The sequence below is a fragment of the Massilia sp. LMS1-1-1.1 genome, from assembly GCF_040815535.1.
GTDB lineage: Bacteria > Pseudomonadota > Gammaproteobacteria > Burkholderiales > Burkholderiaceae_D > Janthinobacterium > Janthinobacterium aestuarii.
In genome coordinates, this window is the sequence record NZ_JBFPNG010000045.1 from 415,523 (window position 1) to 439,766 (window position 24,244).

General features: G+C 60.1%; 19 protein-coding genes and 2 tRNA genes. 7 read left to right on the top strand and 14 right to left on the bottom strand.

Annotation, left to right across the window (positions count from 1 at the left end; all coding sequences use genetic code 11):
• Positions 1 to 58 precede the first annotated feature (58 nt).
• Positions 59 to 149 (bottom strand) — tRNA-Ser (locus tag MRBLMS1_RS23865).
• Between the two features lie 203 nt (positions 150 to 352).
• The gene (gene acs, locus MRBLMS1_RS23870) at positions 353 to 2,359 is read right to left on the bottom strand and encodes an acetate--CoA ligase (protein WP_485882425.1); all 2,007 of its coding nucleotides are present in this window, start codon (positions 2,357 to 2,359) and stop codon (positions 353 to 355) included.
• A 308-nt stretch (positions 2,360 to 2,667) separates the two neighbouring features.
• Here acs and MRBLMS1_RS23875 point away from each other — a divergent pair, with 308 nt between their 5' ends.
• The 5 genes from MRBLMS1_RS23875 to MRBLMS1_RS23895 all read left to right on the top strand — a co-directional run bounded on the left by MRBLMS1_RS23875 (position 2,668) and on the right by MRBLMS1_RS23895 (position 7,572).
• A complete protein-coding gene (locus MRBLMS1_RS23875; protein WP_139090187.1) occupies positions 2,668 to 3,285 on the top strand; it encodes a YqhA family protein in 618 nt (205 codons plus the stop codon).
• Between the two features lie 81 nt (positions 3,286 to 3,366).
• Positions 3,367 to 4,908 carry a fumarate hydratase gene (locus tag MRBLMS1_RS23880; protein ID WP_034784516.1) on the top strand — a complete coding sequence of 514 codons (1,542 nt, stop codon included), beginning with the start codon at positions 3,367 to 3,369 and terminating at the stop codon, positions 4,906 to 4,908.
• Between the two features lie 66 nt (positions 4,909 to 4,974).
• Complete coding sequence (gene murI, locus MRBLMS1_RS23885) at positions 4,975 to 5,820, top strand: glutamate racemase (protein WP_485882428.1); 846 nt, start codon at positions 4,975 to 4,977, stop codon at positions 5,818 to 5,820.
• 133 nt (positions 5,821 to 5,953) lie between these two features.
• Positions 5,954 to 6,029, top strand: a tRNA-His gene (locus tag MRBLMS1_RS23890).
• Positions 6,030 to 6,210: 181 nt separating this feature from the next.
• A complete protein-coding gene (locus MRBLMS1_RS23895; RefSeq protein WP_485882430.1) occupies positions 6,211 to 7,572 on the top strand; it encodes a family 43 glycosylhydrolase in 1,362 nt (453 codons plus the stop codon).
• Positions 7,573 to 7,620: 48 nt separating this feature from the next.
• On the opposite strand, the gene MRBLMS1_RS23900 is transcribed toward MRBLMS1_RS23895, so the two are convergent.
• Complete coding sequence (locus tag MRBLMS1_RS23900) at positions 7,621 to 8,373, bottom strand: hypothetical protein (protein ID WP_485882432.1); 753 nt, start codon at positions 8,371 to 8,373, stop codon at positions 7,621 to 7,623.
• A 53-nt stretch (positions 8,374 to 8,426) separates the two neighbouring features.
• The gene (locus tag MRBLMS1_RS23905; protein WP_081368151.1) at positions 8,427 to 8,873 is read right to left on the bottom strand and encodes a response regulator; all 447 of its coding nucleotides are present in this window, start codon (positions 8,871 to 8,873) and stop codon (positions 8,427 to 8,429) included.
• Positions 8,874 to 9,160: 287 nt separating this feature from the next.
• On the opposite strand from MRBLMS1_RS23905, the gene MRBLMS1_RS23910 reads away from it, so the two are divergent.
• Positions 9,161 to 11,269 carry a TonB-dependent receptor family protein gene (locus MRBLMS1_RS23910; RefSeq protein ID WP_485882435.1) on the top strand — a complete coding sequence of 703 codons (2,109 nt, stop codon included), beginning with the start codon at positions 9,161 to 9,163 and terminating at the stop codon, positions 11,267 to 11,269.
• 281 nt (positions 11,270 to 11,550) lie between these two features.
• A complete protein-coding gene (locus MRBLMS1_RS23915) occupies positions 11,551 to 12,000 on the top strand; it encodes a hypothetical protein (protein WP_034760117.1) in 450 nt (149 codons plus the stop codon).
• Between the two features lie 317 nt (positions 12,001 to 12,317).
• Here MRBLMS1_RS23915 and MRBLMS1_RS23920 read toward each other — a convergent pair whose 3' ends face one another.
• The 10 genes from MRBLMS1_RS23920 to infB form a co-directional block, all read right to left on the bottom strand.
• Positions 12,318 to 12,701 (bottom strand): hypothetical protein, encoded by a 384-nt coding sequence (locus tag MRBLMS1_RS23920; RefSeq protein WP_128140431.1) that lies wholly within the window; start codon positions 12,699 to 12,701, stop codon positions 12,318 to 12,320.
• 150 nt (positions 12,702 to 12,851) lie between these two features.
• Positions 12,852 to 13,424, bottom strand: coding sequence for a hypothetical protein (locus MRBLMS1_RS23925; RefSeq protein ID WP_139090181.1), 573 nt, complete (start codon positions 13,422 to 13,424; stop codon positions 12,852 to 12,854).
• Between the two features lie 168 nt (positions 13,425 to 13,592).
• Positions 13,593 to 13,940, bottom strand: coding sequence for an energy transducer TonB (locus MRBLMS1_RS23930; RefSeq protein WP_233516259.1), 348 nt, complete (start codon positions 13,938 to 13,940; stop codon positions 13,593 to 13,595).
• A gap of 63 nt (positions 13,941 to 14,003) precedes the next feature.
• Positions 14,004 to 15,758, bottom strand: coding sequence for a methyl-accepting chemotaxis protein (locus MRBLMS1_RS23935; protein WP_485882439.1), 1,755 nt, complete (start codon positions 15,756 to 15,758; stop codon positions 14,004 to 14,006).
• A 520-nt stretch (positions 15,759 to 16,278) separates the two neighbouring features.
• Positions 16,279 to 16,740: a hypothetical protein gene (locus MRBLMS1_RS23940; RefSeq protein WP_456148646.1), complete on the bottom strand. Its 462-nt coding sequence runs from the start codon at positions 16,738 to 16,740 to the stop codon at positions 16,279 to 16,281.
• Positions 16,740 to 17,735: a tRNA dihydrouridine(20/20a) synthase DusA gene (dusA, locus tag MRBLMS1_RS23945; protein WP_485882440.1), complete on the bottom strand. Its 996-nt coding sequence runs from the start codon at positions 17,733 to 17,735 to the stop codon at positions 16,740 to 16,742. Before dusA ends, MRBLMS1_RS23940 begins: the two co-directional genes overlap by 1 nt.
• 119 nt (positions 17,736 to 17,854) lie before the next feature.
• Positions 17,855 to 19,687: a translational GTPase TypA gene (typA, locus tag MRBLMS1_RS23950; protein WP_092716010.1), complete on the bottom strand. Its 1,833-nt coding sequence runs from the start codon at positions 19,685 to 19,687 to the stop codon at positions 17,855 to 17,857.
• Positions 19,688 to 19,894: 207 nt separating this feature from the next.
• Positions 19,895 to 20,830: a tRNA pseudouridine(55) synthase TruB gene (gene truB / locus MRBLMS1_RS23955; RefSeq protein ID WP_485882443.1), complete on the bottom strand. Its 936-nt coding sequence runs from the start codon at positions 20,828 to 20,830 to the stop codon at positions 19,895 to 19,897.
• A gap of 2 nt (positions 20,831 to 20,832) precedes the next feature.
• Positions 20,833 to 21,249, bottom strand: coding sequence for a 30S ribosome-binding factor RbfA (gene rbfA / locus MRBLMS1_RS23960; RefSeq protein ID WP_456148644.1), 417 nt, complete (start codon positions 21,247 to 21,249; stop codon positions 20,833 to 20,835).
• Positions 21,250 to 21,363: 114 nt separating this feature from the next.
• Positions 21,364 to 24,222, bottom strand: coding sequence for a translation initiation factor IF-2 (gene infB, locus MRBLMS1_RS23965; protein ID WP_034760145.1), 2,859 nt, complete (start codon positions 24,220 to 24,222; stop codon positions 21,364 to 21,366).
• Between the last annotated feature and the right edge of the window lie 22 nt (positions 24,223 to 24,244).

Genomic DNA, 24,244 nt, shown 5'->3' on the forward strand with positions numbered 1-24,244 from the left:
TCTAAGCGGTTTTTGAGGGACTTCCTGAGACGTCCTGATCTTACTTAATTACTATCCGTGGCGGAGAGAGGGGGATTCGAACCCCCGATAGGCTATGAACCTATACACGCTTTCCAGGCGTGCGACTTCAACCACTCATCCACCTCTCCTGCAGGCAATGTGTCTTACTTACATTGCGTACTATTTCTCGCTTGTCGCGAAGCCGCAGATTATAGCAAAGAATCTACGGACTGCCAAAGTTATTTACCGTGGGGTAAAAGTAGCGCATCTACAGTAACCAAGTAAAGGCCGGGGTCGGACCCGGCGGGTCCGACCCCGGATGCTGGTTTGGGTTTTGGCTATCCAAGCAACATCAGGACGCTTCCTTCAACTGATCCAGAATCGCCGGATTCTCCAGGGTCGACACATCCTGCGTAATCGTCTCGCCCTTGGCCAGCACGCGCAGCAGGCGGCGCATGATTTTGCCGGAGCGGGTTTTGGGCAGGTTGTCGCCGAAACGGATTTCCTTCGGTTTCGCGATCGGGCCGATTTCCTTGCCGACCCAGTTGCGCAGCTCCAGGGCCAGCTTCTTGGCTTCCTCGCCGGTCGGGCGCGCTTGCTTGAGCACCACGAAGGCGCAGATCGATTCGCCTGTCGTGTCGTCCGGACGGCCCACCACGGCGGCCTCGGCCACCAGCGGGTTGGCGACCAGCGCCGATTCGATTTCCATCGTGCCCATGCGGTGGCCCGACACGTTCAAGACGTCATCGATGCGGCCCGTGATCGTGAAGTAGCCGGTGTCCTTGTTGCGGATGGCGCCGTCGCCTGCCAGGTACATCTTGCCGCCCAGCTCTTCCGGGAAATAGCTGGACTTGAAACGCTCGGGGTTGTTCCAGATCGTGCGGATCATCGATGGCCATGGGCGCTTCACCACCAGGATACCGCCCTGGCCGTTCGGCACGTCCTGGCCCGCTTCGTCGACGATGGCGGCCATGATGCCGGGCAATGGCAAGGTGCAGGAACCGGGGACCATTGGCGTCGCGCCAGGCAATGGCGTGATCATGTGGCCGCCCGTTTCCGTTTGCCAGAAGGTATCGACGATCGGGCATTTCTCGCCGCCGATGTTTTTGTAGTACCACATCCACGCTTCCGGATTGATCGGCTCGCCGACCGTGCCCAGCAGGCGCAGGCTCGTCAGGTCGTAGTTGCTTGGGTGGACTTTCGGGTCCACGTCGGCCGCCTTGATCAGCGAACGGATGGCCGTTGGCGCCGTGTAGAAAATGCTGACGTTGTGCTTCTTGATGGTTTCCCAGAAACGGCCCGCGTTCGGGTAGGTCGGGATGCCTTCGAACACCACTTGCGTGGCGCCCACGGCCATCGGACCATACGCGATGTAGCTGTGGCCCGTCACCCAGCCGATGTCGGCCGTGCACCAGAACACATCATTCGGCTTGATGTCGAAACTCCACTTCATCGTCAGCGCGGCCCACAGCAGGTAGCCGCCGCTCGAGTGCTGCACGCCCTTCGGCGTGCCCGTCGAGCCGGATGTGTAGAGAATAAACAGTGGATGCTCGGCATCGACCCATTCCGGTTCGCATTGCGCGCTCTGGCCTTCGACCAGCTCGTGCAGCCACGTGTCGCGGCCGGCCACCATCGGCAGGTCGCTGCCCGTGCGTTTATAGACGATGACGTTTTTCACGCAGTCGCAGCCGCCCAGCGCCAGCGCTTCATCGACGATGGATTTCAATGGCAGCTTCTTGCCGCCGCGCAGTTGCTCGTCGCCCGTGATGACGGCCACGGCACCCGCGTCAATGATGCGTTCCTGCAAGGATTTGGCCGAGAAGCCGCCGAACACGACGGAGTGGGTGGCGCCGATGCGCGCACACGCTTGCATGGCAGCCACGCCTTCGACGGACATCGACATATAGATGATGACGCGGTCGCCCTTGGCGATACCCTTGGATTTCAGGCCGTTGGCGAACTTGCAGACTTTTTCGTGCAGTTCTTTATAGGTGGCCTTGGTGACGGTGCCGTCGTCCGCTTCGAAGATGATGGCCGTCTTGTCGCCCAGGCCATTTTCGATGTTGCGGTCCAGACAGTTGTACGACACGTTCAGCTGGCCGTCTTCGAACCATTTGTAGAATGGGGCATTGTCTTCGTTCAGGGTGCGGGTGAACGGTTTTTTCCAGCTCAGGTTTTCGCGCGCCAGCTTGGCCCAGAAGCCTTCGTAGTCGCGTTCGGCCTCGGCCACCATGGCGCGATAGGCTTCCATGCCGGAAATCGTTGCCTGTGCGGCAAACGCTGCCGACGGGTCAAATACGCGTGACTCTTCTGGTCCCTGCTGCTGTGTGCCCTGCCCTTGGTTCTCTGTAGCGCTCATGCTTGTCTCCAGTGTAGTAATTGTTTGCTAACACGATAGGCCCCATGTCTTACGGACGCCTTACATGTCGCGTTTATGCAGCGTTTTACCCCTATCAAGGCTAACCATAAGCGCCTTCAGCAATAGGAGTCAAGGGGACACCGTACAGTATTTTCGCTGGGAAAATGCATGGTGCGCCGAAGGTTCAATACCACTTTGTGTTTCATCAAACCTAATAATCAGGAGCAAGGCCATGCGCAGTAATCAACAGCAAGTGTAAAATGTCGGGCATGCCAAAAATTGGTATTTACTCCCCCAGGAACCCCCACATGATCGACCACCTACCACCGTCTGCCAAAAATACCAAGCTGCGCCCCCTGTCCGCCTTCATCTTCATGTCGCGCTGGCTGCAGTTGCCGCTGTACCTGGGCCTGATCCTCGCACAATGCGTATATGTCTTCCATTTCTGGGTGGAATTGTCCGACCTGATCGGCGCCGTGTTCGGCAATGATGCAGCCCTGCAGCACGTCCTGACGGCCGTTGCCGTACCAGGCGGCACCCTGCCGACCAAGCTCAACGAAGCGACCATCATGCTGGTGGTATTAGGCCTGATCGATGTGGTGATGATTTCGAACCTGCTGATCATGGTCATTATCGGCGGCTACGAAACCTTCGTTTCGCGCATGCACCTCGATGACCACCCAGACCAGCCGGAGTGGCTGTCGCACGTCAATGCTTCCGTGCTGAAGACGAAATTGGCGATGGCCATCATCGGCATCTCGTCCATCCACCTGCTGAAGACCTTCATCAACGCCAACTCGTACAAGATCGAAGTGATCATCGCGCAAACGGTGATCCACATGGTCTTCATCCTGTCGGCGATGGCGATTGCCTACACGGACCGCATCATGACGGTGACACAGAACCAAGCCAGAGCACCACACTAAAGAAACAAGCCCATGGCTGCCAGCGGCGGCCATGGGCTTTCAGCAAAGAGTCTTACCCTTCTTATCCACCGCGAGAACACCATGACTGTCATAAAGCAAGAAGACCTGATCGAATCCGTCGCCGCAGCGTTGCAGTACATTAGCTACTACCACCCTGCTGATTACATCGAGCACCTGGCGCGCGCCTACGCGGCCGAGCAAAGCCCGGCGGCAAAAGATGCGATCGCGCAAATCCTGACCAACTCGCGCATGTGCGCGGAAGGCAAGCGTCCTATCTGCCAGGACACGGGTATCGTCAACGTCTTCCTGAAAATCGGCATGGGCGTGCGCTTCGAAGGCTTCTCCGGCACCGTCACCGACGCCGTCAACGAAGGCGTGCGCCGCGCCTACAACTTCGACGACAACAAGCTGCGCGCCTCCATCGTGGCCGACCCGCATTTCGACCGCAAGAACACCAAGGACAACACGCCAGCCGTCGTGCACATGGAACTGGTTGAAGGCAATACCGTCGACGTGAAAGTGGCTGCCAAAGGCGGTGGTTCGGAAAACAAGTCCAAGATGATCATGATGAACCCGTCCGACTCGCTGGTCGACTGGGTCATGAAAACCGTGCCGACCATGGGCGCCGGCTGGTGCCCGCCTGGCATGCTGGGCATCGGCATCGGCGGCACGGCCGAAAAAGCCATGCTGATGGCAAAAGAAGTGTTGATGGAAGACATCGACATGTTTGAGCTGAAACAACGCGGTCCGCAAAACAAGCTGGAAGAACTGCGTATCGAGCTGTGCGACAAGATCAACTCGCTGGGCATCGGCGCGCAAGGCCTGGGCGGCTTGACGACCGTGCTTGACGTGAAAATCATGATGCACCCGACGCATGCCGCGTCGAAGCCCGTCGCCATGATCCCGAACTGCGCCGCCACGCGCCACGGCCACTTCGTGCTGGACGGCTCGGGCCCTGCCTACATGGAACCGCCATCGCTGTCGTCGTGGCCGGAAGTGCACTGGACGCCGGATACGGAAAAATCCAAGCGCGTCGACCTCAACACCCTCACAAAAGAAGAAGTCGCTTCGTGGACGCCGGGCCAGACCTTGCTGTTGAACGGCAAGATGCTGACGGGCCGCGACGCCGCGCACAAGCGCATCCAGGACATGCTGGCCAAGGGCGAGGAATTGCCGGTCGACTTCAAGAACCGCGTGATCTACTACGTCGGCCCGGTCGACCCTGTACGCGACGAAGCCGTCGGCCCGGCCGGTCCGACGACCGCCACGCGCATGGACAAATTCACCGACATGATGCTGGAAAAAACCGGCCTGATCGCCATGATCGGCAAGGCCGAGCGCGGCCCTGTTGCCATCGAATCGATCCAGAAGCACCAGTCGGCCTATCTGATGGCCGTGGGCGGCGCCGCCTACCTGGTGTCGAAAGCCATCAAGCACGCCAAGGTGCTGGGCTTTGCCGACATGGGCATGGAAGCGATCTACGAATTCGACGTCGTCGACATGCCGGTCACGGTGGCCGTGGATGCGAAAGGCACCTCGGTGCACAACACGGGCCCGAAAGAGTGGCAGGCGAAGATCGAGCAACTCAATAGCGTGAGCAAGATTCCCGTGACGGTTGCTTAAACAAGCTCTACCATTAACGCCGCGCAGCAACATAGCGCGGCGTTTTTTTATCTACTCCGGTTTCCCATGACTTCTATTGCAAGCAATGCCCACCCTGACGCGCCCATCGGCATTTTTGACTCCGGCGTGGGCGGCCTGTCGGTGCTGCGCCATATCCGCGCGCAGCTGCCGCAGGAAGACCTGATTTACTTTGCCGATTCCGGCCATGCGCCGTATGGCGACAAGACGGAACAGCAGGTGATCGACCGTTCACTGGCAGTGGCCGGCTATCTGCTGCAGCACGGCGCAAAAGCACTGGTCGTCGCCTGCAACACGGCCACGATCGCCGCCATCAAGGCGCTGCGCGCGCGCTACCCGGACCTGCCCATCGTCGGCGTCGAACCTGGCCTGAAACCGGCAGCCGCCATCAGCCGCAACGGCAAGATCGGCGTGCTGGCGACCGAGCGCACCTTGCGCGGCGACAAGCTGCTGGCCTTGCGCGAACAGGTGAGCAACGCGACGGGCGCCGTGTTCATCTTGCAGCCCTGCGTCGGCCTGGTCGAACGCATCGAACAGTCCGCGATGGGCAGCGACCCGCTCGACGCCACCAGCGCCATGCTCGACCGCTATATCGCGCCCCTGCTGGCGCAAGGCGTCGATACCCTCGTGCTCGGCTGCACCCACTACCCATTCGTGCAGGACGCCATCGCACGTACGGTGCGCACACATACGGCGGAACCCGTCACCTTGGTCGACACCGGCGAAGCCGTGGCGCGCCAATTGACCCGCCTACTCGACGCTGCCAGCCTGCGCCGCAGCGGCAACGACGCGCCGCAACTGCAGGGCTACACGACGGCCAAGGTCGAAGCCCTGGCGCAAGCCTTCACCGGTTTGCTGGACTTGCACCCGCCTGTCGAACACCTGTCTGTATGAGGGAAAACAGGCGTTTTCATGCAATCTTTCGATTCTTTAAAAAAGACTGCATTTAGATTTGCCACTTTGCCGAGTTCTTTGTATAATTCGGCACCTGTTCAGCAAAACAGCTAAACAGGTAAGTAAGACAGTGGTGGCTGTAGCTCAGTTGGTAGAGTCCAGGATTGTGATTCCTGTTGTCGTGGGTTCGAGCCCCATCAGCCACCCCACAGAATAAAGAAGAGCCCGGTTTTCGAACCGGGCTTTTTCTATTCCGGCCCCCGTTTTATCTCTCCTCAGATACCGGCCCTGGTATCGCTTCCTGCAAAAAATTCATTAGTGCAAATTTGACCATCGCCCTACTCTGGGGTGCGGCCTGGACCGCCCCATAAAAACAGTACGGAGACAACGATGAAGCAAATCCTGGCAGCACTGTGCCTGATGTTCTGCGCCCATGCGGCGCAAGCAATCAACCTGACGGGCGTGCCCAACGCGCACGATCCTGGCACCCTCACGCGCGACGGCGACACGTATTTCAATTTCACGACGGGCGACGGCATCTGGTATTCCACCTCAACGGACTTGCTGAAATGGTCAGCCGGCCCCGCGCCCGTGTTCAGCACGCCGCCTGCCTGGATCGCCAATAAAATCCCCAACTTCAGCGGCTCGTACTGGGCGCCGGACGTGATCCACATGAACGGCTACTATTATCTATATTACTCGGTCTCCACCTTCGGCACGTCCGTGTCGGCCATCGGCGTGGCCCGCTCGGCCTCGCTGAAAAATCCGAGCTGGACGGACCTGGGCATCGTCGTGCAATCGTATGGGGGGAGCGGGGAAATCAATGCCATCGACCCGGCCCTGTTCCGCGATTATGACGGCAAGGTCTACATGTCGTATGGCTCGTTTTTCGGCGGCATCGGCGTGACGGAAATCAACCAGGCCACGGGCAAAACCACGGGCAACGTGACGACCATCCTCGGTGGCGGCGGCAAGGATATCGAAGCGCCCTACATCACGCGCGACGGCGAGTATTACTATCTGTTCGTCAACCGCGGCAAATGCTGCCAGGGCGCCGCCAGCACGTATTACGTGGAAGTACAGCGCGCCAGCAGCGTGACGGGGCCGTACAGCGGCACGCGCACGGTGCTGCCCAACCTCGACGGCAAGTACAAGGGCCCGGGCCATATCGGCGTGCTCAAGCAGGATGGCTGCAATTACACGTCGATCCACTACTACGACGTCAACGACAATGGCGCGGCCAAGCTCGATATTTTAAAGATGACGTATGACAGCGGCTGGCCCAGCCTGACGCGCAATTTCACGGTCGCCAGCTGCGGCGGCATCTCGGATGGCCCCACGGTGCTGCGCTCGCGCCTGAGCGGCAAGGCGCTGGCCGTGGCGGGCGCCGGCACGGCGAATGGCGCGCTGGTGCAGCAGCAAACGTATACGGGGGCCAAACACCAGCAATGGTATGTGGTGGGACACGGCGATGGCTACTATAGCCTGATCAATGCGAACAGCCTGCTGGGCCTGGACGACTACAACAACTCGACCACAGCCGGCACGAATATCGCGCAATGGAGCTACTGGGGCGGACTGGGCCAGCAATGGCGTTTCGCCAGCCCCGCTGCCGGCTACCAGACAATCAGCAACCGCTACAGCAACCTGACCCTGGACGTCTTAAATCTGAGCACGGCGGAAAATGCGCAGATCATCCAGTGGAATCTGACCAATGCGAACAACCAGCAGTGGTCGCTGAGCCGGCCGTAACAAACGAACGTATCCCGGCGGGTGGTGTGGCACTGCCGGGAGGCTCTCTCAGCGGGCGGGGAGCAGGCCCAGCAGGAACTCGCGCGCCCGCGCTGAACTTGGTGAGCGCGACGACGGATGCTGGATGCGATAGCACGTCCTGTGGTCCATCGGGAACTGCCACAATTGCGCATTGGGAATGTGCTGCTTGACGTAATCGGTGCCGATGGCCTTGCCATGCTCATCGCGGGCCAGCGGAAAGAAGTCGCGCCGGTGCCCGGCGGTGGAGCTGCCGTTGGCAAAGATGATGATCTCGGGCTGGAAGAAATCGATTTGCACATCCAGCAGCAGCTTGGAATAGCGTTTGATCACATCAAAGTAATCGCACCGGACAGGACTGCCCCGCTTCCATGCCATGCACAACAGATTGGAGTAGATCAAACCCTCGCTGCCGGAGCGTTGCGCCACGGCGCGCGTAAAATTATGGAAGGCACGACCCCTGATATCCGACTGTGACAATTGCTGCGCAAAGTAAGCCTGGTGCACGGCCATCGAGCGCTTGACATAGTGCTCGATCGAACTAAAACGCTCCCCCACCTGCAGCACATTCCATTGCCGCGTTTCGCAGCCCACGATCATGATGCGCTGCCGGGCGCCAAGCCAGTTGGGCGGCACGCTGGGAAGGAAGAGGCCAGAAAGCTTTTCCGCATCGGCATGCGGCGCATGACGATCCAGCAAGGCCGTATCAAAATCGGCCAGTACGCCAAGATAGCGGCTGGCCAAGTCGCTGCTTGCAGCTTGCTGTAGGGAATGCATGGTCATTGCGTGCCTGTGTCCGGATACCCGTGGATAGGCGGCAAACCATAGCACACATTTTAGCCCGCCAGCACCGACTGCACCGTCGTCGCCAGGTCTTCCAAGCGCACGGGTTTGACGAGGAAGTGGCGGAAGCCAACGGCCAGCGCGTCGTCCATGTACATGGGCAGGCTGTGGCCGGTGACGGCGATCAGCACGGCGTTGGCCGTTTCGGGATTGTGGTGCAGGCGGCGGCCGATTTCGATGCCGCTGATGCCGGGCATTTCGATGTCGAGGTAGACGGCGTCGGGCACGCACAGCTTGACTTGCTCGACGGCCATCTGCCAGTTGCGCACCACCACGGCGTGGTGGCCCAGCGCTTCGAGCAGCATGGCCAGCGATTCGCCCACTTCCTGGTTGTCGTCGACCACCAGCAGATTCAATTTGCGCGCAGCACTTGCCGGCTGGTCGCCCTGGCGGCGTTCCACGGAGGAAATGCCTGGTGTCGTTTCAGTTGTCTGGCTCATTGTACGTTCACGTCTGACGGCTGCAAAAGCGGGAGTATACAAGAAGCGCCCGCAATGCCGCCGCACCCGAGCAATGGTGCCAAGCGGCAATCCAAACCGCCCACCGTACCGCGCCAGCAACACTTCCCCATCACACAGGCAGGCATATAGCCACTACGCAACATTCGCAATTGACGGATAAAATGAGAATCATTATCATTCTTATCCCCTTGCGCCGGATGTCCACGCCACGATGTTGTCGCGCCGCCCGATTGCCGCGCAAACATTGTCATTACGGAGATCCATGCATGGCTGCCACACCTTTCACACTGCCCTTTTCGCTGCGCCCGTGCGCGCTGGCCATCGCCCTCGCCTGCCTGAACGCACCCATCGCGCAGGCACAGCAAGCCAACACAGCCGATAATGCCGGCCCCATCCTGGAATCGATCCAGGTCAGCAGCAACCTGCTGGGCACCAGCATGGCCGCCAGCACGAAGAATTTCGCGGGCGCCCGCACCGTGGTGCAAAAGGACGACATCGAGAACTCGGGCGCGACCAGCCTCAGCGACGTGATGCGCCGCATTCCCGGCGTGCAGATCAGCGACAACTCGGGCAGCGCCGGCAGCGCCATCTCCCTGAATATCGGCGTGCGCGGTCTGGCCGGGCGCTATTCGCCGCGCAGCACGGTCTTGCTGGACGGCATCCCGATGTCGGTGGCGCCGTATGGCCAGCCGCAACTGTCGTTCGCCCCCGTCAGCCTGGCCAATGTCGAGACGGTCGACGTGGTGCGCGGCGGCGGCGCCGTGCGCTTCGGCCCGCAAAACGTGGGCGGCATCATCAACTTCAAGACGCGCCGCGTACCCACCACGCCAGGCATCACGGGTGACGCCACCGTGCGCTACAACTCGTACAGCGAAGTGGGCCACAACACGCAGGCCAGCGTCTTTGCCGGCACCCAGCTCGACAGCGGCCTGGGCCTGGCGGTGCTGTATTCGGGCATCCGCGGCAGCGACTGGCGCGTGGGCAGCGATGAAAAGGTCAACGACTTCGCCCTCAAATTCCGCTATGACCTGAGCCCGACCGCCGAGGTGTACGCCAAGCTGTCCTACTACGACGTGACGTCGCGCACGCCGGGCGGCCTGACCGCCGCGCAATACAAGGCCGACCCATTCCAGAACACGCGTCCGACCGACTTCTGGAGCGGCGAGCGCAAGGCCTTCGACATCGGCTACTTGAATGCCATGTCGAACACGCAGGAATTCGAAGTGCGCAGCTACTACTACAAGAGCTCGCGCGAAAGCACCCTGATCAATGCGAACCGCACCGGCCTGGGCCGCCAGCCGCGCAACTATGAAACGACGGCCATCGAGCCGCGCTACACGCAGCGCTTCACGACCGGCAAGGTGTCGCAAGACGTCACCGTCGGCTACCGCTACCTGGCCGAGCGGGCTGACGAGACCATCTACAACGTCGTCATCGCCACCGGCGTGCAACAAAAGCCGACGCGCTTCGCCGACAACTCGACCGATGCGCAAGCCGTGTATATCGACGACAAGATCGCTATCGACGCCTGGCGCATCACGCCGGGCGTGCGCTACGAGCACATCAAGACGGAACGCTTCAATCACTTGCCGACCGACCAGAAGATCGATCTGCTCAACAACAAGGCCCTGCCCTCGCTGAACGTGGCCTACTTGCTCAACAACAACGTGACCCTGTTCGGTAACTACAACAGCTCGTTTGGCGCCGTGCAAAATACGCAGCTCAATGCGCAGTCAAGCAAGAACCCGCTGCAGCCGGAACTGGCGAAAACGGCCGAGCTGGGCGCGCGCTGGAAGAGCGGCCAGCTGTCGGCCGAAGCGACCTTGTTCAACATCAAGTTCGACAACCAGATCCAGTCCATCGGCAGCGGCGAGAACGTCGTCTTCTACAACGTCGGCGCCACGCACCACCGGGGCCTGGAATCGGCCATCGACTACCACTTCGACAAGTCCGGCCCGCTGGCCGGCTTGAACGCCTACGCCACCTACACCTACACCAAGGCGACCTTGCAGGATGGCGTGAACGCGGGCAACGACGTGCCCTTCTATTCGCGTACCACGGACACCATCGGCGCCCACTACCAGCTGGGCGCCTGGGGCTTCGACCTGTCGAGCAGCCACCAGAGCCGCCAGTTCGCCGACGAAGCCAACACCGTGGCGGAAAACGCGGCCGGCAGCGTGGGCGTGATTCCCGGCTTCCGTACCTGGAACACGCAAGTGAAATGGAAAGTACCGGGCCAGAGTGGCCTGGAGCTGGTTGCCGGCGTCAACAACCTCGCCGACAAGCGCTACTTCACGCGCACCTCGGACGGCAACCTGGGCAAGCTGGTGGGCGCGCCGCGCATGGTTTACCTGCAGGGTCGCCTGGCGTTCTGATGTCCGTGCACAGCTGCGCCCGTCAAAGCGCAGCAGACGTACAAATGCCGCCCCGCCGTATGGCCGGGCGGCATTTTTCATGAAAAAATAGGTGCACCATATCAATAAATGTTGCCATAAAGAATTAAATTGGCGCTACAATAGCGAGGTATCAAGCAATGCCAAGCATCGCTCCGCCAGGGCCCCTACCCCGCCCTGATCATCAGCACGCATTTTTTGAACAGGAAGGCTGGCACCACCGGGCCCGATTGCGCTCCCGGCACGGCCGCCGCACACGCACCATGTCTGCAGAAAAAACCATTACCGAAACGAGTTCCTACGGCAAGGAAACGCCCGTGGGACGTCCCGACATCGATGGCCGCGCCGGCATTTTCGTGCCCACGGCGGAATTCGACATCAGCAACAACACCACCATCCGCAAGGGCGCGGGCATTGTCGGCTTCGGCAACCTCGATGGCACCCTGACCGTGTATTTCGAAGCGAACCGCTTCGACGAAAGCAATCTGCACAAGTGGGAACACAAGGCGCGCAAGGCATATGACCGCATGGTCATGGGCGCGCCTACGGTGTCGAAGGCGAAAATCGATGCGCGCATGCTGGAACAGGTGGGCATCATCGATGGCATGGGCATCAATCTCAAGCACCCGGAACGCCTGACGCACTGGCTGACGATTTCGAACGTGCCGGACACGGCGCCGGAAGAGCCGGTAGTGCGCTGGAAAAACCGCTAGGCGGCTGGAGAGCAAGGCGGGGCCTCACGCACGAGGTGTTGTCCTACATCGTGGCGGACATTCATCCGATGCCCAAAGGCATCAACTCATCCTATGATGAAAGCCTGACAACACCTCATTCTACTCAGGAGTACGACATGTCCCGCCTCATCCCGATCAGCTTTGGTGCCTTGCAAATAGGTCTGGCAGCGGCGGCGATGTACATCCTGTGCTCGGCGGACGTGCTGCACCAGACGGCCGTGTATTTCCACTAATAAAATGACAAAGCCGGGCAAGCAATGCTTGTCCGGCTTAGTTCTGCGCACAAGTGCGATAGATTAGCGGCGGCCGTGGTAGCGGCCATGCCCGCCCCAGCCGCGGCGGTGTCCACCGTAGCGCCCAAAGCCAAACATGAAGTCCAGCCCGATCGTCACGGGCGGATTGTAATAATACGGTTGCGGTGCGTACACGGGCGCCGGCACATACACGGGCTGCTGCACGTACACCGGCTGCTGTTGCACATACACAGGCTCATTCGTATATTCCACGCGCGGCGCGCTCATCACGCGGCCCGACTGTACCGGCTCGGACGAGACCGTATGCCATTCATAGGGATTGTAAGCCCCCTGCGGCGCGCGCGAACCGTAATACGCGGGACCGGGCGGCGCCACGGCGCAGCCACCCAAGGCGGCCAGCGAAATTACTGCCAACAGGGTTTTCATCGCAATTCTCCTAATGTGTACTACCTTAATTAACCACTATAAGAAATTACGCGGGCCTTTGCTGCGCTTTTACCGATTGTTACACCCCGACGCACGCCGCAACATGAAATGTGGCAATGGCACCACAAGCGGCCTACGCCGCATGTTTCCTCAAATAAATGGAATCGCGCACGTATCGATGGCCTTGCCAGCCGCATCGTAACGCTGTACGCACACCTGATAGCGCACGCCGTAATCGAGCTCGACCTGCTCGACTTTGCCATACTTCAATTTCCAGCTGGGCTGCACCTGTTGCCGCCCTTCCAGCGCGGCCACATCCTGGGGAATCGCCATCGCCGTTTGCGTCTCGCCCTGGCGCGCATCCTGGCGTCGCGCCACGTCGATCGATACGCTTACGGCCAGGTCGACGCCGCCGTCCGCATAGCTCAGCGTGGGCGCGCCGCGCTGCGCCCGCATGACACCCCAGGCGCAAGGCTTGCCGCCAGCTTCGCATTGCTTCAGCTGCGCCAGCGGAAAATATTCAGGGGCAATCTTGCCATTCTTGATGGGCCAGCTCGTGCGCACGCCGTCACGCTTGCCCGTCAGGGGATTGTCCCAGCTCAGGCTATTGACGACGGCCACGGTCTGCCCCGCCTGCAAGCCCACGGGCGTGCCCAGCGAGGCGCAGGCGGAAAGCAGCAAACCGGTGGCGGCCAGGGAAGAAAGTGTCAGGATGCGCTGCATGATAGGCCTCTTGTGGTGGGAGATCCCGAAGATATGTTTCGAGGGTAACAGAATCGGCGGCAACAGTGCCGTTGGCTGACGCACATAACAGTACGGGCGGCACCTTTGCAGGCGCCGCCCGTAGCGGATACGGCCATGCCGGGAGCCTGGCTCCCGGCGATACGTGGATCAGTCCAGCTTCCAGGCGTAGTCGACCTTGGTCCAGGTTTGCGCCGCGGCGCCATCCTTGGTGCCCGGCTTGAACTTGCATGCGGACAGGGCCTTGATGGCGGCCTTGTCCAGGTTCTTGAAGCCGCTGCTCTTGTCGACTTTCGAATCGGCAACGCTACCATCGGCATTGACCAGGAAGGACATCGACACGGTGCCCTGCTCTTCGTTCATCAGCGAGGCTTTCGGATAGTCGGCCTTGCAGTTCTTGGCATCGAACGACGCCGGCACCTCGGCCGCGAAGGCGGCGGAAGAAACGGACACCAGCAAGGCTGCTGCAACACTCATCAAACGCTTATTCTCAAACATGTGCTTCCCCATGATTATTATCAAATACGGCAGTTACCATTTCCTGTGCGCTGTTGGCCGCGCTTAAAACTCTTCCCACTCGTCATTGCTGCCCGCGCCTGCCGCCTTGCGTGGCGCCGCAGCAGCCACGGGAGCGGCAGCTTCCGTCTTGCGCGTCAGCGACTTCACCGGGCGCAATGCCGGTGCCGGCTTGCGCACGGCCACTGGTGCGACAGCCACGGGTGCCGGCACATACGCCGCCGGTTTCTCCTCGCCTTCGACCAGTTTGAAGATGCTGACCACGTGAGCCAGTTCGGCCGCCTGGTCCTGCAAGCTTTGCGCCGCGGCGGCTGCCTGCTCCACCAGGGCCGCATTTTGCTGCGTCATGCCATCCATTTCGATGATCGACAGGTTGACCTGTTCGATGCCGGCGCTTTGTTCCTGGCTGGCACTGGCGATCTCGCTCATGATGTCGGTCACGCGGCGTACGCTGTCAACCACTTCGCCCATCGTCACGCCGGCCTGGCCGACCAGACGCGTACCGCGTTCCGTCTTCTCGGCCGAATCGTCGATGAGGATCTTGATTTCTTTCGCGGCGCCGGCGGAGCGCTGGGCCAGGTTGCGCACTTCCGACGCGACCACGGCAAAGCCGCGGCCTTGTTCGCCGGCACGTGCCGCTTCCACGGCAGCATTCAGCGCCAGGATGTTGGTCTGGAAGGCGATGCCATCGATCACGCCAATGATGTCGACAATCTTCTTCGCCGACTCATTGATCGAGCTCATGGTGTCAACCACTTGCGACACCACGGAGCCGCCCTTGATGGCGACATCAGATGCCGTGGCGGCCAGCTTGTTGGCTTCGCGCGCATTGTCCGCATTCTGTTTCACGGTCGAGGTCAGCTCTTCCATGGCCGACGCCGTTTTTTCCAGCGCGCTTGCCTGCATTTCCGTGCGCGACGACAGATCGATATTGCCGTCGGCAATTTCACGCGACGCCGTGCCGATGGTTTCCGTACCGACGCGCACCTGGCCGACGATGCCCACCAGGCTGTTGCGCATTTCCTTCATTTCCGCCAGCAGGCTGGAATTGTCCGATGGCTGCGTGTGGATGCCGATCGACAGGTCGCCATTGGCGATGCTGCCGGCGATCGATGCCGTGTAGTCAGGTTCGCCGCCCAGCTGTTTCAGCAGACCGCGGGTAATCACCAGTGCTGCCGCCACGCCCATCGCCACGGCCAGTACGCCGAGAATGATCATGAACAGGCGCGCGCTGTCGAAGGCCTTGCGGGCATCCGATTGCATCTGCTCGTTGAGCTTGTCTTCCAGCACGGCCAGCTGTTCCAGCGCTTCCATCCATTTTTTCTGTACCGGACGGATTTCCTTGATCATCACGCGCGTGGCGCCTTCCGCATCGTTGGCCATCCACAGCGCGGATGCCTTGGCGATGGCCGGCATGGCGGCCGCTTCGTATTCCTTGATCGAGGTCAGCAGCGCTTTTTCTTCAGGAGTGGACTCGACGGCGAATTTCTCTTCGAGCTTCTTCTGCGTTTCCTGATAGGTGCTCGTCTGCGTCTTGATACGCGCCATTTCCGGCTCCATATCGCCCGCATCGGTCATCAAGGTCAAGATGCGCAGCGAGGTGATGCGGTCGCTGACGTTGCCACGCATGTCGATCACCAGGCGGGTGACGACGTTGTTGACATTGATCACGTGATCGAGACGCTCCTGGATTTGCGCCATGCGCGCGATGCCGAGGACGGTCACGGCCACCAGCAGAACCAGTACCAGGGCGAAACCCAGGCCCAGGCGGGTACCAACCTTCATTTTTGCTAAATTCATTTCGGCTCTTCGTAAATGAAACTATTGATAAGGATTTTTGCCCGGCACGACAAGACGAAGGCTGCGCAACACCGGTGTCCGCCCTTACCCATTGGTATGCTGGCGGTATCCGGCCGCACGCAGCCCGGGGTACTTCCTGGTCTTTCAGCAGCCCTGGAAACGCCAGTGACTGCGAATGCAAACTTGCTCCGCACACTGAATTTTTGACACCGTTGATGTGAGATCAACATCAAACATTCATATGAGAAATATTTGTCTATAATCAATTATAGGTGTAAATTTTGCCTCAAAGCAAGCAATATGTACCCGAATAAATGGCTGATTAACTTTCTTCGGGGAAATGGCAACAACGCCGTTTCTTGCCTCTTAGAAATGCCCCACGACAGTGCGGGCATGCGCCGAAACAGCGCATTTACAACACATGGCGTAGCCAAATTGCATCGTTTTGGGAGGGGGACTCAGAGGAAGGGGAAGTGCGGACAATACCAGTGCGCAGTGGCACCGGTATAGACAAGTTGACTCAGCTGTCCCAGCTGCAATGCATCACATAGGCGTGGCACTCTGTACCGAAGACAAAGACGCTCCAGATGGCGCCCAATTGACCGGCCAGGCTGCGCTGGCCAGACGATACCAGTTGATACCAGCGGGGCTCGGCGCCCAGCAGTTCGGCCAGTTCGCGCTCGAAACCGTCATATAAACGGACGTCGAGCGGCTGGCGGTCCGCCTCGCTCGTCGGATGCAGGCGCTCGAGCAGCCACTGGCGCGGCGTGCACAAGACGCCGCTGCACACGACCGTTTCGAGCGGCTGCAGGCGCAAGCCGTCGGGCGTCACATCCAGCACGCGGCACAGGGCATCGAACGATGCCTGCGGCGCGGCGGGCCCCAGATACGTGCAGAGCAAGTCGCTGCCGTCATCCTTGAGCGCGCTGACGGCTTGCAGGTAGCCGTCGATGTGGCGCGCATGGCCGTGGAAATCGTCCATTACGCAGGCAGCGACAAGCGCGCGGCCGCTTCCAGCAGCAAACGCGGGTCGCCCGAAGCCAGCTTCTTCGAATCGGACAAGGTCTGGCGGAAGCCGCGCGCGCCAGGCAGGTTTTGCATCAGGCCCAGCATGTGGCGCGTGACGCTGTTCAGCTTCAATCTCCCCGCTTCTTTTTCCAGCTGCGCGCTGATGTACGGAATCATCGCTTCGAGCACTTGTTCGCGCGTTTTGACAGGCGCATCGTCGCCGTAATAGCGCTGGTCGAACTGCGCCATCACATACGGGTTGTGGTACGCCTCGCGCCCCAGCATCACGCCGTCCAGGTGCTGCAAGTGCAGGTCGATTTCATCGAACGTCTTGATGCCGCCATTGATGATGAACTCGAACTGGGGAAAGTCGCGTTTCAATCGATACGCGTAATCGTATTTCAGGGGCGGCACTTCGCGGTTTTCCTTCGGGCTCAGGCCTTTCAGGATGGCGTTGCGCGCATGCACGATAAACGTCTTGCAGCCGGCGTCGGCCACGGTGCCGACGAAGTCGCGCACGAAGTCGTACGACTCGCTGTCATCGATGCCGATGCGGTGCTTCACCGTAACGTCGATGTCGACCACGTCGCGCATGGCTTTCACGCAGTCGGCCACCAGTTGCGGCTCGGCCATCAGGCAGGCGCCGAATGCGCCCTTCTGCACGCGCTCGGACGGGCAGCCGCAGTTCAGGTTGACCTCGTCGTAACCCCACTGCTCGCCCAGCTTGGCGCTGGTGGCCAGGTCCTTCGGATCGCTGCCGCCCAGCTGCAGCGCGACCGGATGTTCTTCCTCGTTGAAGCGCAAATGGCGCTCCACGTCGCCGTAGACCAGCGCGCCCGTCGTCACCATCTCGGTGTAGAGCCAGGTATGGCGCGTGATTTCGCGGTGGAACTTGCGGCAATGGCGGTCGGTCCAGTCCATCATCGGGGCGACGGACAGGCGGCGGGAAGGCAAAGAAGTGGAAGTCATGGTATCTACAAAAAACAGGAGCTGCAAATGACAAACCCGCTGCGCGCCTCACCGGTGAAGGAAAGGCGGAGCAACGGGCTTGAGCGCGGCATGGCCCGCAGGCCATGCTCTACAACAGATTACGAATCACGCGACGCTTTTTTACGCTCGTGCTCTTTCAGGAAGCGCTTGCGCAGACGGATCGATTTAGGCGTGATTTCCACCAGTTCGTCGTCCTCGATGAATTCGACTGCGTATTCCAGCGACATCTGAATTGGTGGTACCAGGCGCACCGCTTCGTCGGTACCCGACGAACGCACGTTGGTCAGCTGCTTGCCCTTGATCGGGTTGACGACCAGGTCGTTGTCGCGCGAGTGGATACCGATGACCATGCCTTCGTAGACTGGGTCATTGTGCGACACGAACATGCGGCCGCGGTCTTGCAGTTTCCAGATCGCGTAGGCAACAGCAGCGCCGTCATCTTGCGAGATCAGCACGCCGTTACGACGGCCGGCCATTTCGCCACGGGTGTTGTCGACTGGCGCGTATTCGTGGAATACGTGGCTCATCAGGCCGGTGCCGCGGGTCAGGGTCATGAATTCGCCCTGGAAGCCGATCAGGCCACGCGCCGGGATCAGGTACTCGAGACGCACGCGGCCCTTGCCATCCGATTCCATGTTTTGCAGGTCGCCGCGACGACGGCCCAGTTCTTCCATGACGCCGCCCTGGTTGGCTTCTTCAACGTCGACGGAGAGGTTTTCAAACGGCTCGTGGCGCACGCCATCGACCATTTTGAAGACCACGCGTGGACGCGATACGGCCAGCTCGAAGCCTTCGCGACGCATGTTTTCGATCAGAATCGTCAGGTGCAGCTCGCCGCGGCCCGATACTTCGAAGATCGTGTCGTCGTCGGTTGGTGCAACGCGCAGAGCAACGTTGGCTTTCAATTCTTTTTCCAGACGGTCACGCAGTTGACGCGAGGTAACGAACTTGCCTTCGCGGCCAGCCAGTGGCGAGTTGTTGACCATGAAGTTCATGGTCAGGGTCGGCTCATCGACGGTCAGCATCGGCAGCGCTTCCGGGGTATCCAGTGCGCACAGGGTCGAACCGATGCCGATTTCGTCGATACCGTTGATCAGGCAGATGTCGCCGGCAACAGCTTCGTCAACCAGCACGCGCTCCAGGCCCTTGAAGTTCAGCACTTGGTTGATGCGGCCTTTGATCGGAGTCGCGCCTGGGCCATTGATGACCAGCACGTCTTGACCGACTTTGACGGTACCGCGGTTGACGCGGCCAATGCCGATCTTGCCGACGTACGACGAGTAGTCCAGCGAGGTGATCTGCATTTGCAGCGGGCCTTCAGGATTGTCGTCGCGCACTGGAACGTGTTCCAGGATGGCGTCGAACATCGGCTTCATGTCGCCGCCGCGCACGTCTTCGGTCAGGCCGGCATAGCCGTTCAAGCCCGAAGCGTAAACGATAGGGAAATCCAGTTGCTCATCGGTAGCGCCCAGTTTGTCGAACAGTTCGAACGTCTGGTTGATGGCCCAGTCCGGACGTGCGCCTGGACGGTCGATCTTGTTGACGATAACGATAGGCTTCAGACCCAGTGCCAGCGCCTTGCGCGTGACGAAACGGGTTTGCGGCATCGGGCCTTCCTGTGCATCGATCAGCAGCAGAACCGAGTCCACCATCGACAGAACACGTTCCACTTCGCCGCCGAAGTCGGCGTGGCCTGGGGTGTCGACGATGTTGATGTGGGTGCCTTCGTACTCAACGGCGCAGTTCTTCGACAGAATCGTAATGCCGCGCTCCTTTTCCAGGTCGTTCGAGTCCATGACTCGGGTGTCGACCGCTTGGTTTTCACGGAAGGTGCCGGACTGGCGCAGCAGCTGATCCACCAGCGTGGTTTTGCCGTGGTCAACGTGGGCGATAATGGCGATATTACGAATTGCGCGTTTTGTATTTGACATGGTCGTAGTAGTTACTGAAAAACTGCGGAGTGCGTACAAGGTGTACGAGATACCCGAATGCTAATCTATTTCCGGAACCGCGTAGTATAGCATGTTGCGTTGCAACGCTATCTAAAAATGCTGGCGGCTCTTGCAGTCGGGGACGATTTGTTTAAAAAAGCGACACTGGTTCAAGAGTGTCGCTGGGTAATGTGACGTTGCCGTGACTTATTGGTGCGCCGTGGCAATGAGACGCTCTGGCGCCAAGATGCTGTATTCCTGCAACTGACCCGTGCCCAGCAGCTTGCTGTCGTGATACACGCGCACCCTGCCCGGCTCGGCTGGCACGGCGACGTCTTCCTTGCCCAGCGCAATGCGCTGGCCATGCAGGAAGCGCTTGGCCAATTCTTCCGTCAGCTGGACGGCAGGGAAACTCGACAGCAAGGCATCGACGGGAGCCAGCAGGCTCAACGGCGCGGCATGCGCCGTCAGTTCATCGAGCGTGACGACACCATCGAGCGTCAGGTTGCCCACCTGCGTGCGCCGCAAGGCGTTCAGATGGCCGCCACAACCGAGGGCATGGCCGATGTCTTCGCCCAGCACGCGGATATACGTGCCCTTGCTGCACATCACGGACAATTTCAGGAACGGGGCTTCATAGCCGAGGAACTCGAGCTTGTGGATGGTCACCGGGCGCGCTTCGCGCTCCAGGGTGATGCCTGCCCTTGCATACTCATATAAGGGCTTGCCGTCCCTTTTCAAGGCCGAGTACATGGGTGGCGTCTGCAGGATAGGCCCGCGGAACTGCGCCAGCACGGCTTCGATCTGCTCTTCGGTGACGCTGACGTCGCGCGTTTCCAGCACCTCGCCTTCCGTATCGCCCGTATCCGTCGTCTGCCCCAGGTGCACCAGGGTTTCGTAGGTTTTGTCGGCTTCCAGCAAGTCCTGCGAGAACTTGGTCGCTTCGCCAAAGCACAGCGGCAGCAAGCCCGTGGCGAACGGATCCAGAGTGCCCGTATGGCCCGCCTTCTTTGCGTTCAAGACACGCTTGGCCTTGATCAGGGCGTCATTGCTGGACCAGCCGACAGGCTTATCCAACAGCAAGACGCCATCGACCAGGTCGCGCACCCGCTTGATGCCGGGCGGTTTCTTCGGACCCGCCACTGTTATTGCTCGTCCGCTTCGGGTTTGACATCCGGCTCGGCGTCGGCCGCGCGCGTGGCGTTGGCCTTGTCGATCAGCAGCGACATTTCCATGCCGCGCGAAGTCGAGCTGTCGTGCACGAAATGCAGTTGCGGCAGAGTGTGGATGTGCAGGCGCTTGCCCAGCAAGCCACGGATGAAGCCGGATGCTGCCATCAGGCCTTCGGTGGTGTTCTTGATGGCTTCCTTGCTGTCTTTCAACATCGTGAAAAACACCTTGGCGTGCGCATAATCGGGCGTGATCTGCACTTCGGTAATGGTGATCATCGTGCCGACGCGCGGATCCTTCAATTCGTAGGCGACGATTTCAGCCAGATCGCGCTGGATCTGGTCGGCCACGCGCAAGCCGCGCGCTGGCATGGTTTTGCTATGTTTAGCCATGATTTTATGCTGTCCTAAGTGCCGCAGGGCGCATGGGTCAAACGGTTGCCCGTTGACCAATGCGCCCCACGTGTTTGCGCGGACATCACTATGTCCGCGCCATTGCTTCTGTGATTACAGGGTACGAGCGATTTCCTGGACTTCGAACACTTCCAGTGTGTCGCCAACCTGAATGTCGTTGTAGTTCTTCAGCGACAGGCCGCACTCCAGACCGGCGCGAACTTCTTTCGCATCGTCCTTGAAGCGTTTCAGGGAGTCGATCTCGCCGCTCCACACCACGATGTTGTTGCGCAACAGGCGGACGGAAGAAGCACGCTTGACCACGCCATCGGTGACCAGGCAACCGGCAATCGCGCCCACTTTCGAGACCAGGATAACCTGGCGGATCTCGACCTGGCCGATGACGGTTTCGCGTTTCTCTGGTGCCAACATGCCCGACAACGCCGATTTGATCTCGTCGATCGCATCGTAAATGATGTTGTAGTAGCGAATGTCCACGCCATTCGACTCGGCCAGCTTGCGTGCCTGGGCATCAGCACGGGCGTTGAAGCCGATGATGACCGCTTTCGAGGCGACTGCCAGGTTGACGTCCGATTCCGTGATGCCGCCGACGGCTGCGTGCACAACTTGTACGCGCACTTCGGAGGTCGACAGTTTCTGCAGCGAACCGACCAGCGCTTCTTGCGAACCTTGCACGTCGGTTTTGATGATCAATGGCAAGTTTTTCACTTCGCCTTCGGCCATCTGGTCGAACATGTTTTCCAGTTTCGCAGCTTGCTGTTTCGCCAGTTTCACGTCGCGGAACTTACCTTGACGGAACAGACCGATTTCACGCGCTTTGCGCTCGTCAGCCATGACGACGACTTCTTCACCGGCAACCGGCACTTCCGTCAGACCCTGGATTTCGACCGGAATCGAAGGACCGGCTTCAGCGATCGATTTGCCGTTCTCGTCCAGCATGGCGCGAACACGGCCATACGAAGAGCCAGCCAGAATCACGTCGCCGCGTTTCAACGTACCGGACTGCACCAGGATCGTCGCGACAGGACCACGGCCCTTGTCCAGACGTGCCTCGACGACCAGGCCGCGCGCAGGCGCATCGACCGGTGCCGTCAGTTCCAGCACTTCGGCTTGCAACAGCACTTGTTCCAGCAGGTCGTCGATACCTTGACCCGTTTTCGCCGACACCGGCACGAATGGCGATTCGCCACCGTATTCTTCCGGCACGACTTGCTCGGCGACCAGTTCCTGCGTCACGCGGTCAACGTTGCCGCCTGGTTTGTCGACCTTGTTGATCGCCACCACCAGCGGTACGCCGGCTGCTTTCGCATGGGCAATCGCTTCTTTCGTTTGCGGCATCACGCCATCGTCGGCGGCAACCACCAGAATGACGATGTCGGTTGCCTTGGCGCCACGGGCACGCATCGCGGTAAACGCTTCGTGGCCCGGGGTGTCGAGGAAGGTGATCATGCCGCGTGGCGTATCGACGTGGTAAGCGCCAATATGCTGCGTAATGCCACCCGCTTCGCCGGAAGCAACCTTGGCACGACGAATGTAATCGAGCAACGAGGTCTTGCCGTGGTCGACGTGACCCATGACGGTGACCACCGGTGCGCGTGGCTTGGTTTCGAAGTGCGCGTGTTCGCCCACATCGGCCAGCAGCGCTTCCGGATCGTCCAGTTCGGCGGCGAACGCCTTGTGGCCCATTTCTTCCACCAGAATCATGGCGGTTTCCTGGTCCAGCACCTGGTTGATCGTGCACATCTGGCCCAATTTCATCAAATGCTTGATGACTTCGGATGCCTTGACGGACATTTTGTGCGCCAGTTCAGCCACGGTGATCGTTTCCGGTACGTGCACGTCTTTAACGACGGCTTCCGTAGGAGCCTGGAAGTTCGATTCACGGTCGTCATGGTGCGTCGGGCGACGGCCCTTCGCGCCACCGCGCCAGCTGTCACGGCCGCCTGGGCCGCTGTTGCCGCGTGGCTTGGGACCACCGGTGGTGCCGCGTTTTTTCGCGTCATCGGACCAGGTGGACGACACATTGGCCGACTTGATGGATTTCTTGTCTGCAACAGCAGGCTTCTTGTCGCCCGGCTTGTCGCCAGGTTTCTTGTCAGCAGGCTTGTGCAGGGTGCCTTCCGGCGCCTTCGGCTTGACGGGAACCGGTACGGGTTCCGGTGCCTTGATGGCGCGGCGTGGCGCGTTCATCATGGCCTTGATCTGGGCAACTTCGTCGGCAACGGCCTTGCGTGCACGCTCGGTGGCTTCCGCTTTGTCAGCGGCTTCCTTGGCGGCAACAGCAGCGGCAGCCGCTTTCTTCTTCGCTTCTTCAGCGGCAGCAGCTTTCTTCGCTTCGGCGGCGGCATCGTCAACGACAGGCGCAGCGGCGCTGGCGGCAGGCGCGGCGGCAGCCTTGGCGGCCGCTTTCTTCGCTTCTGCTTCAGCTTCTTTCTTCGCAGCCAATTCAGCCTGTTGCGTGGCTTTCGCCTGGGCTTCTTTTTCCGCGTCGAGCTTGGCCAGACGTTCTTGCTTTTCGCGCAGATCGGCTTCCTGGCGGGCGATCAGTTCAGCCTGTTTACGGGCTTCTTCTTCACGGCGCGCCACGTCGGCGGGATCGATCACCGGTGCGGCAGGCGCGACCGGTTCTGCCGCGACCGGCGCAGCTTCGTCACGCTGGACGAAAGTGCGCTTCTTGCGCACTTCCACCTGGATGGTGCGCGATTTGCCGGTGGCGTCAGCTTGCTTGATTTCAGTCGTTTCCTTGCGGGTCACGGTGATTTTTTTCTTTTCTGTGTCAGCCGCTGCGCCGTGTGTGCGGCGCAGATGATCCAAAAGCTTGTCCTTATCATCTTTCGACAATGGATCTGACGTCGAACTTTTTTCGACGCCGGCAGAACGCAGCTGCGTCAGCAGCAAATCTGCAGGCATCTTCAGTTCGGTGGCAAATTGGGCTACGTTGTTACTCGCCATTCAGTCCTCTTTTCTATGTGTC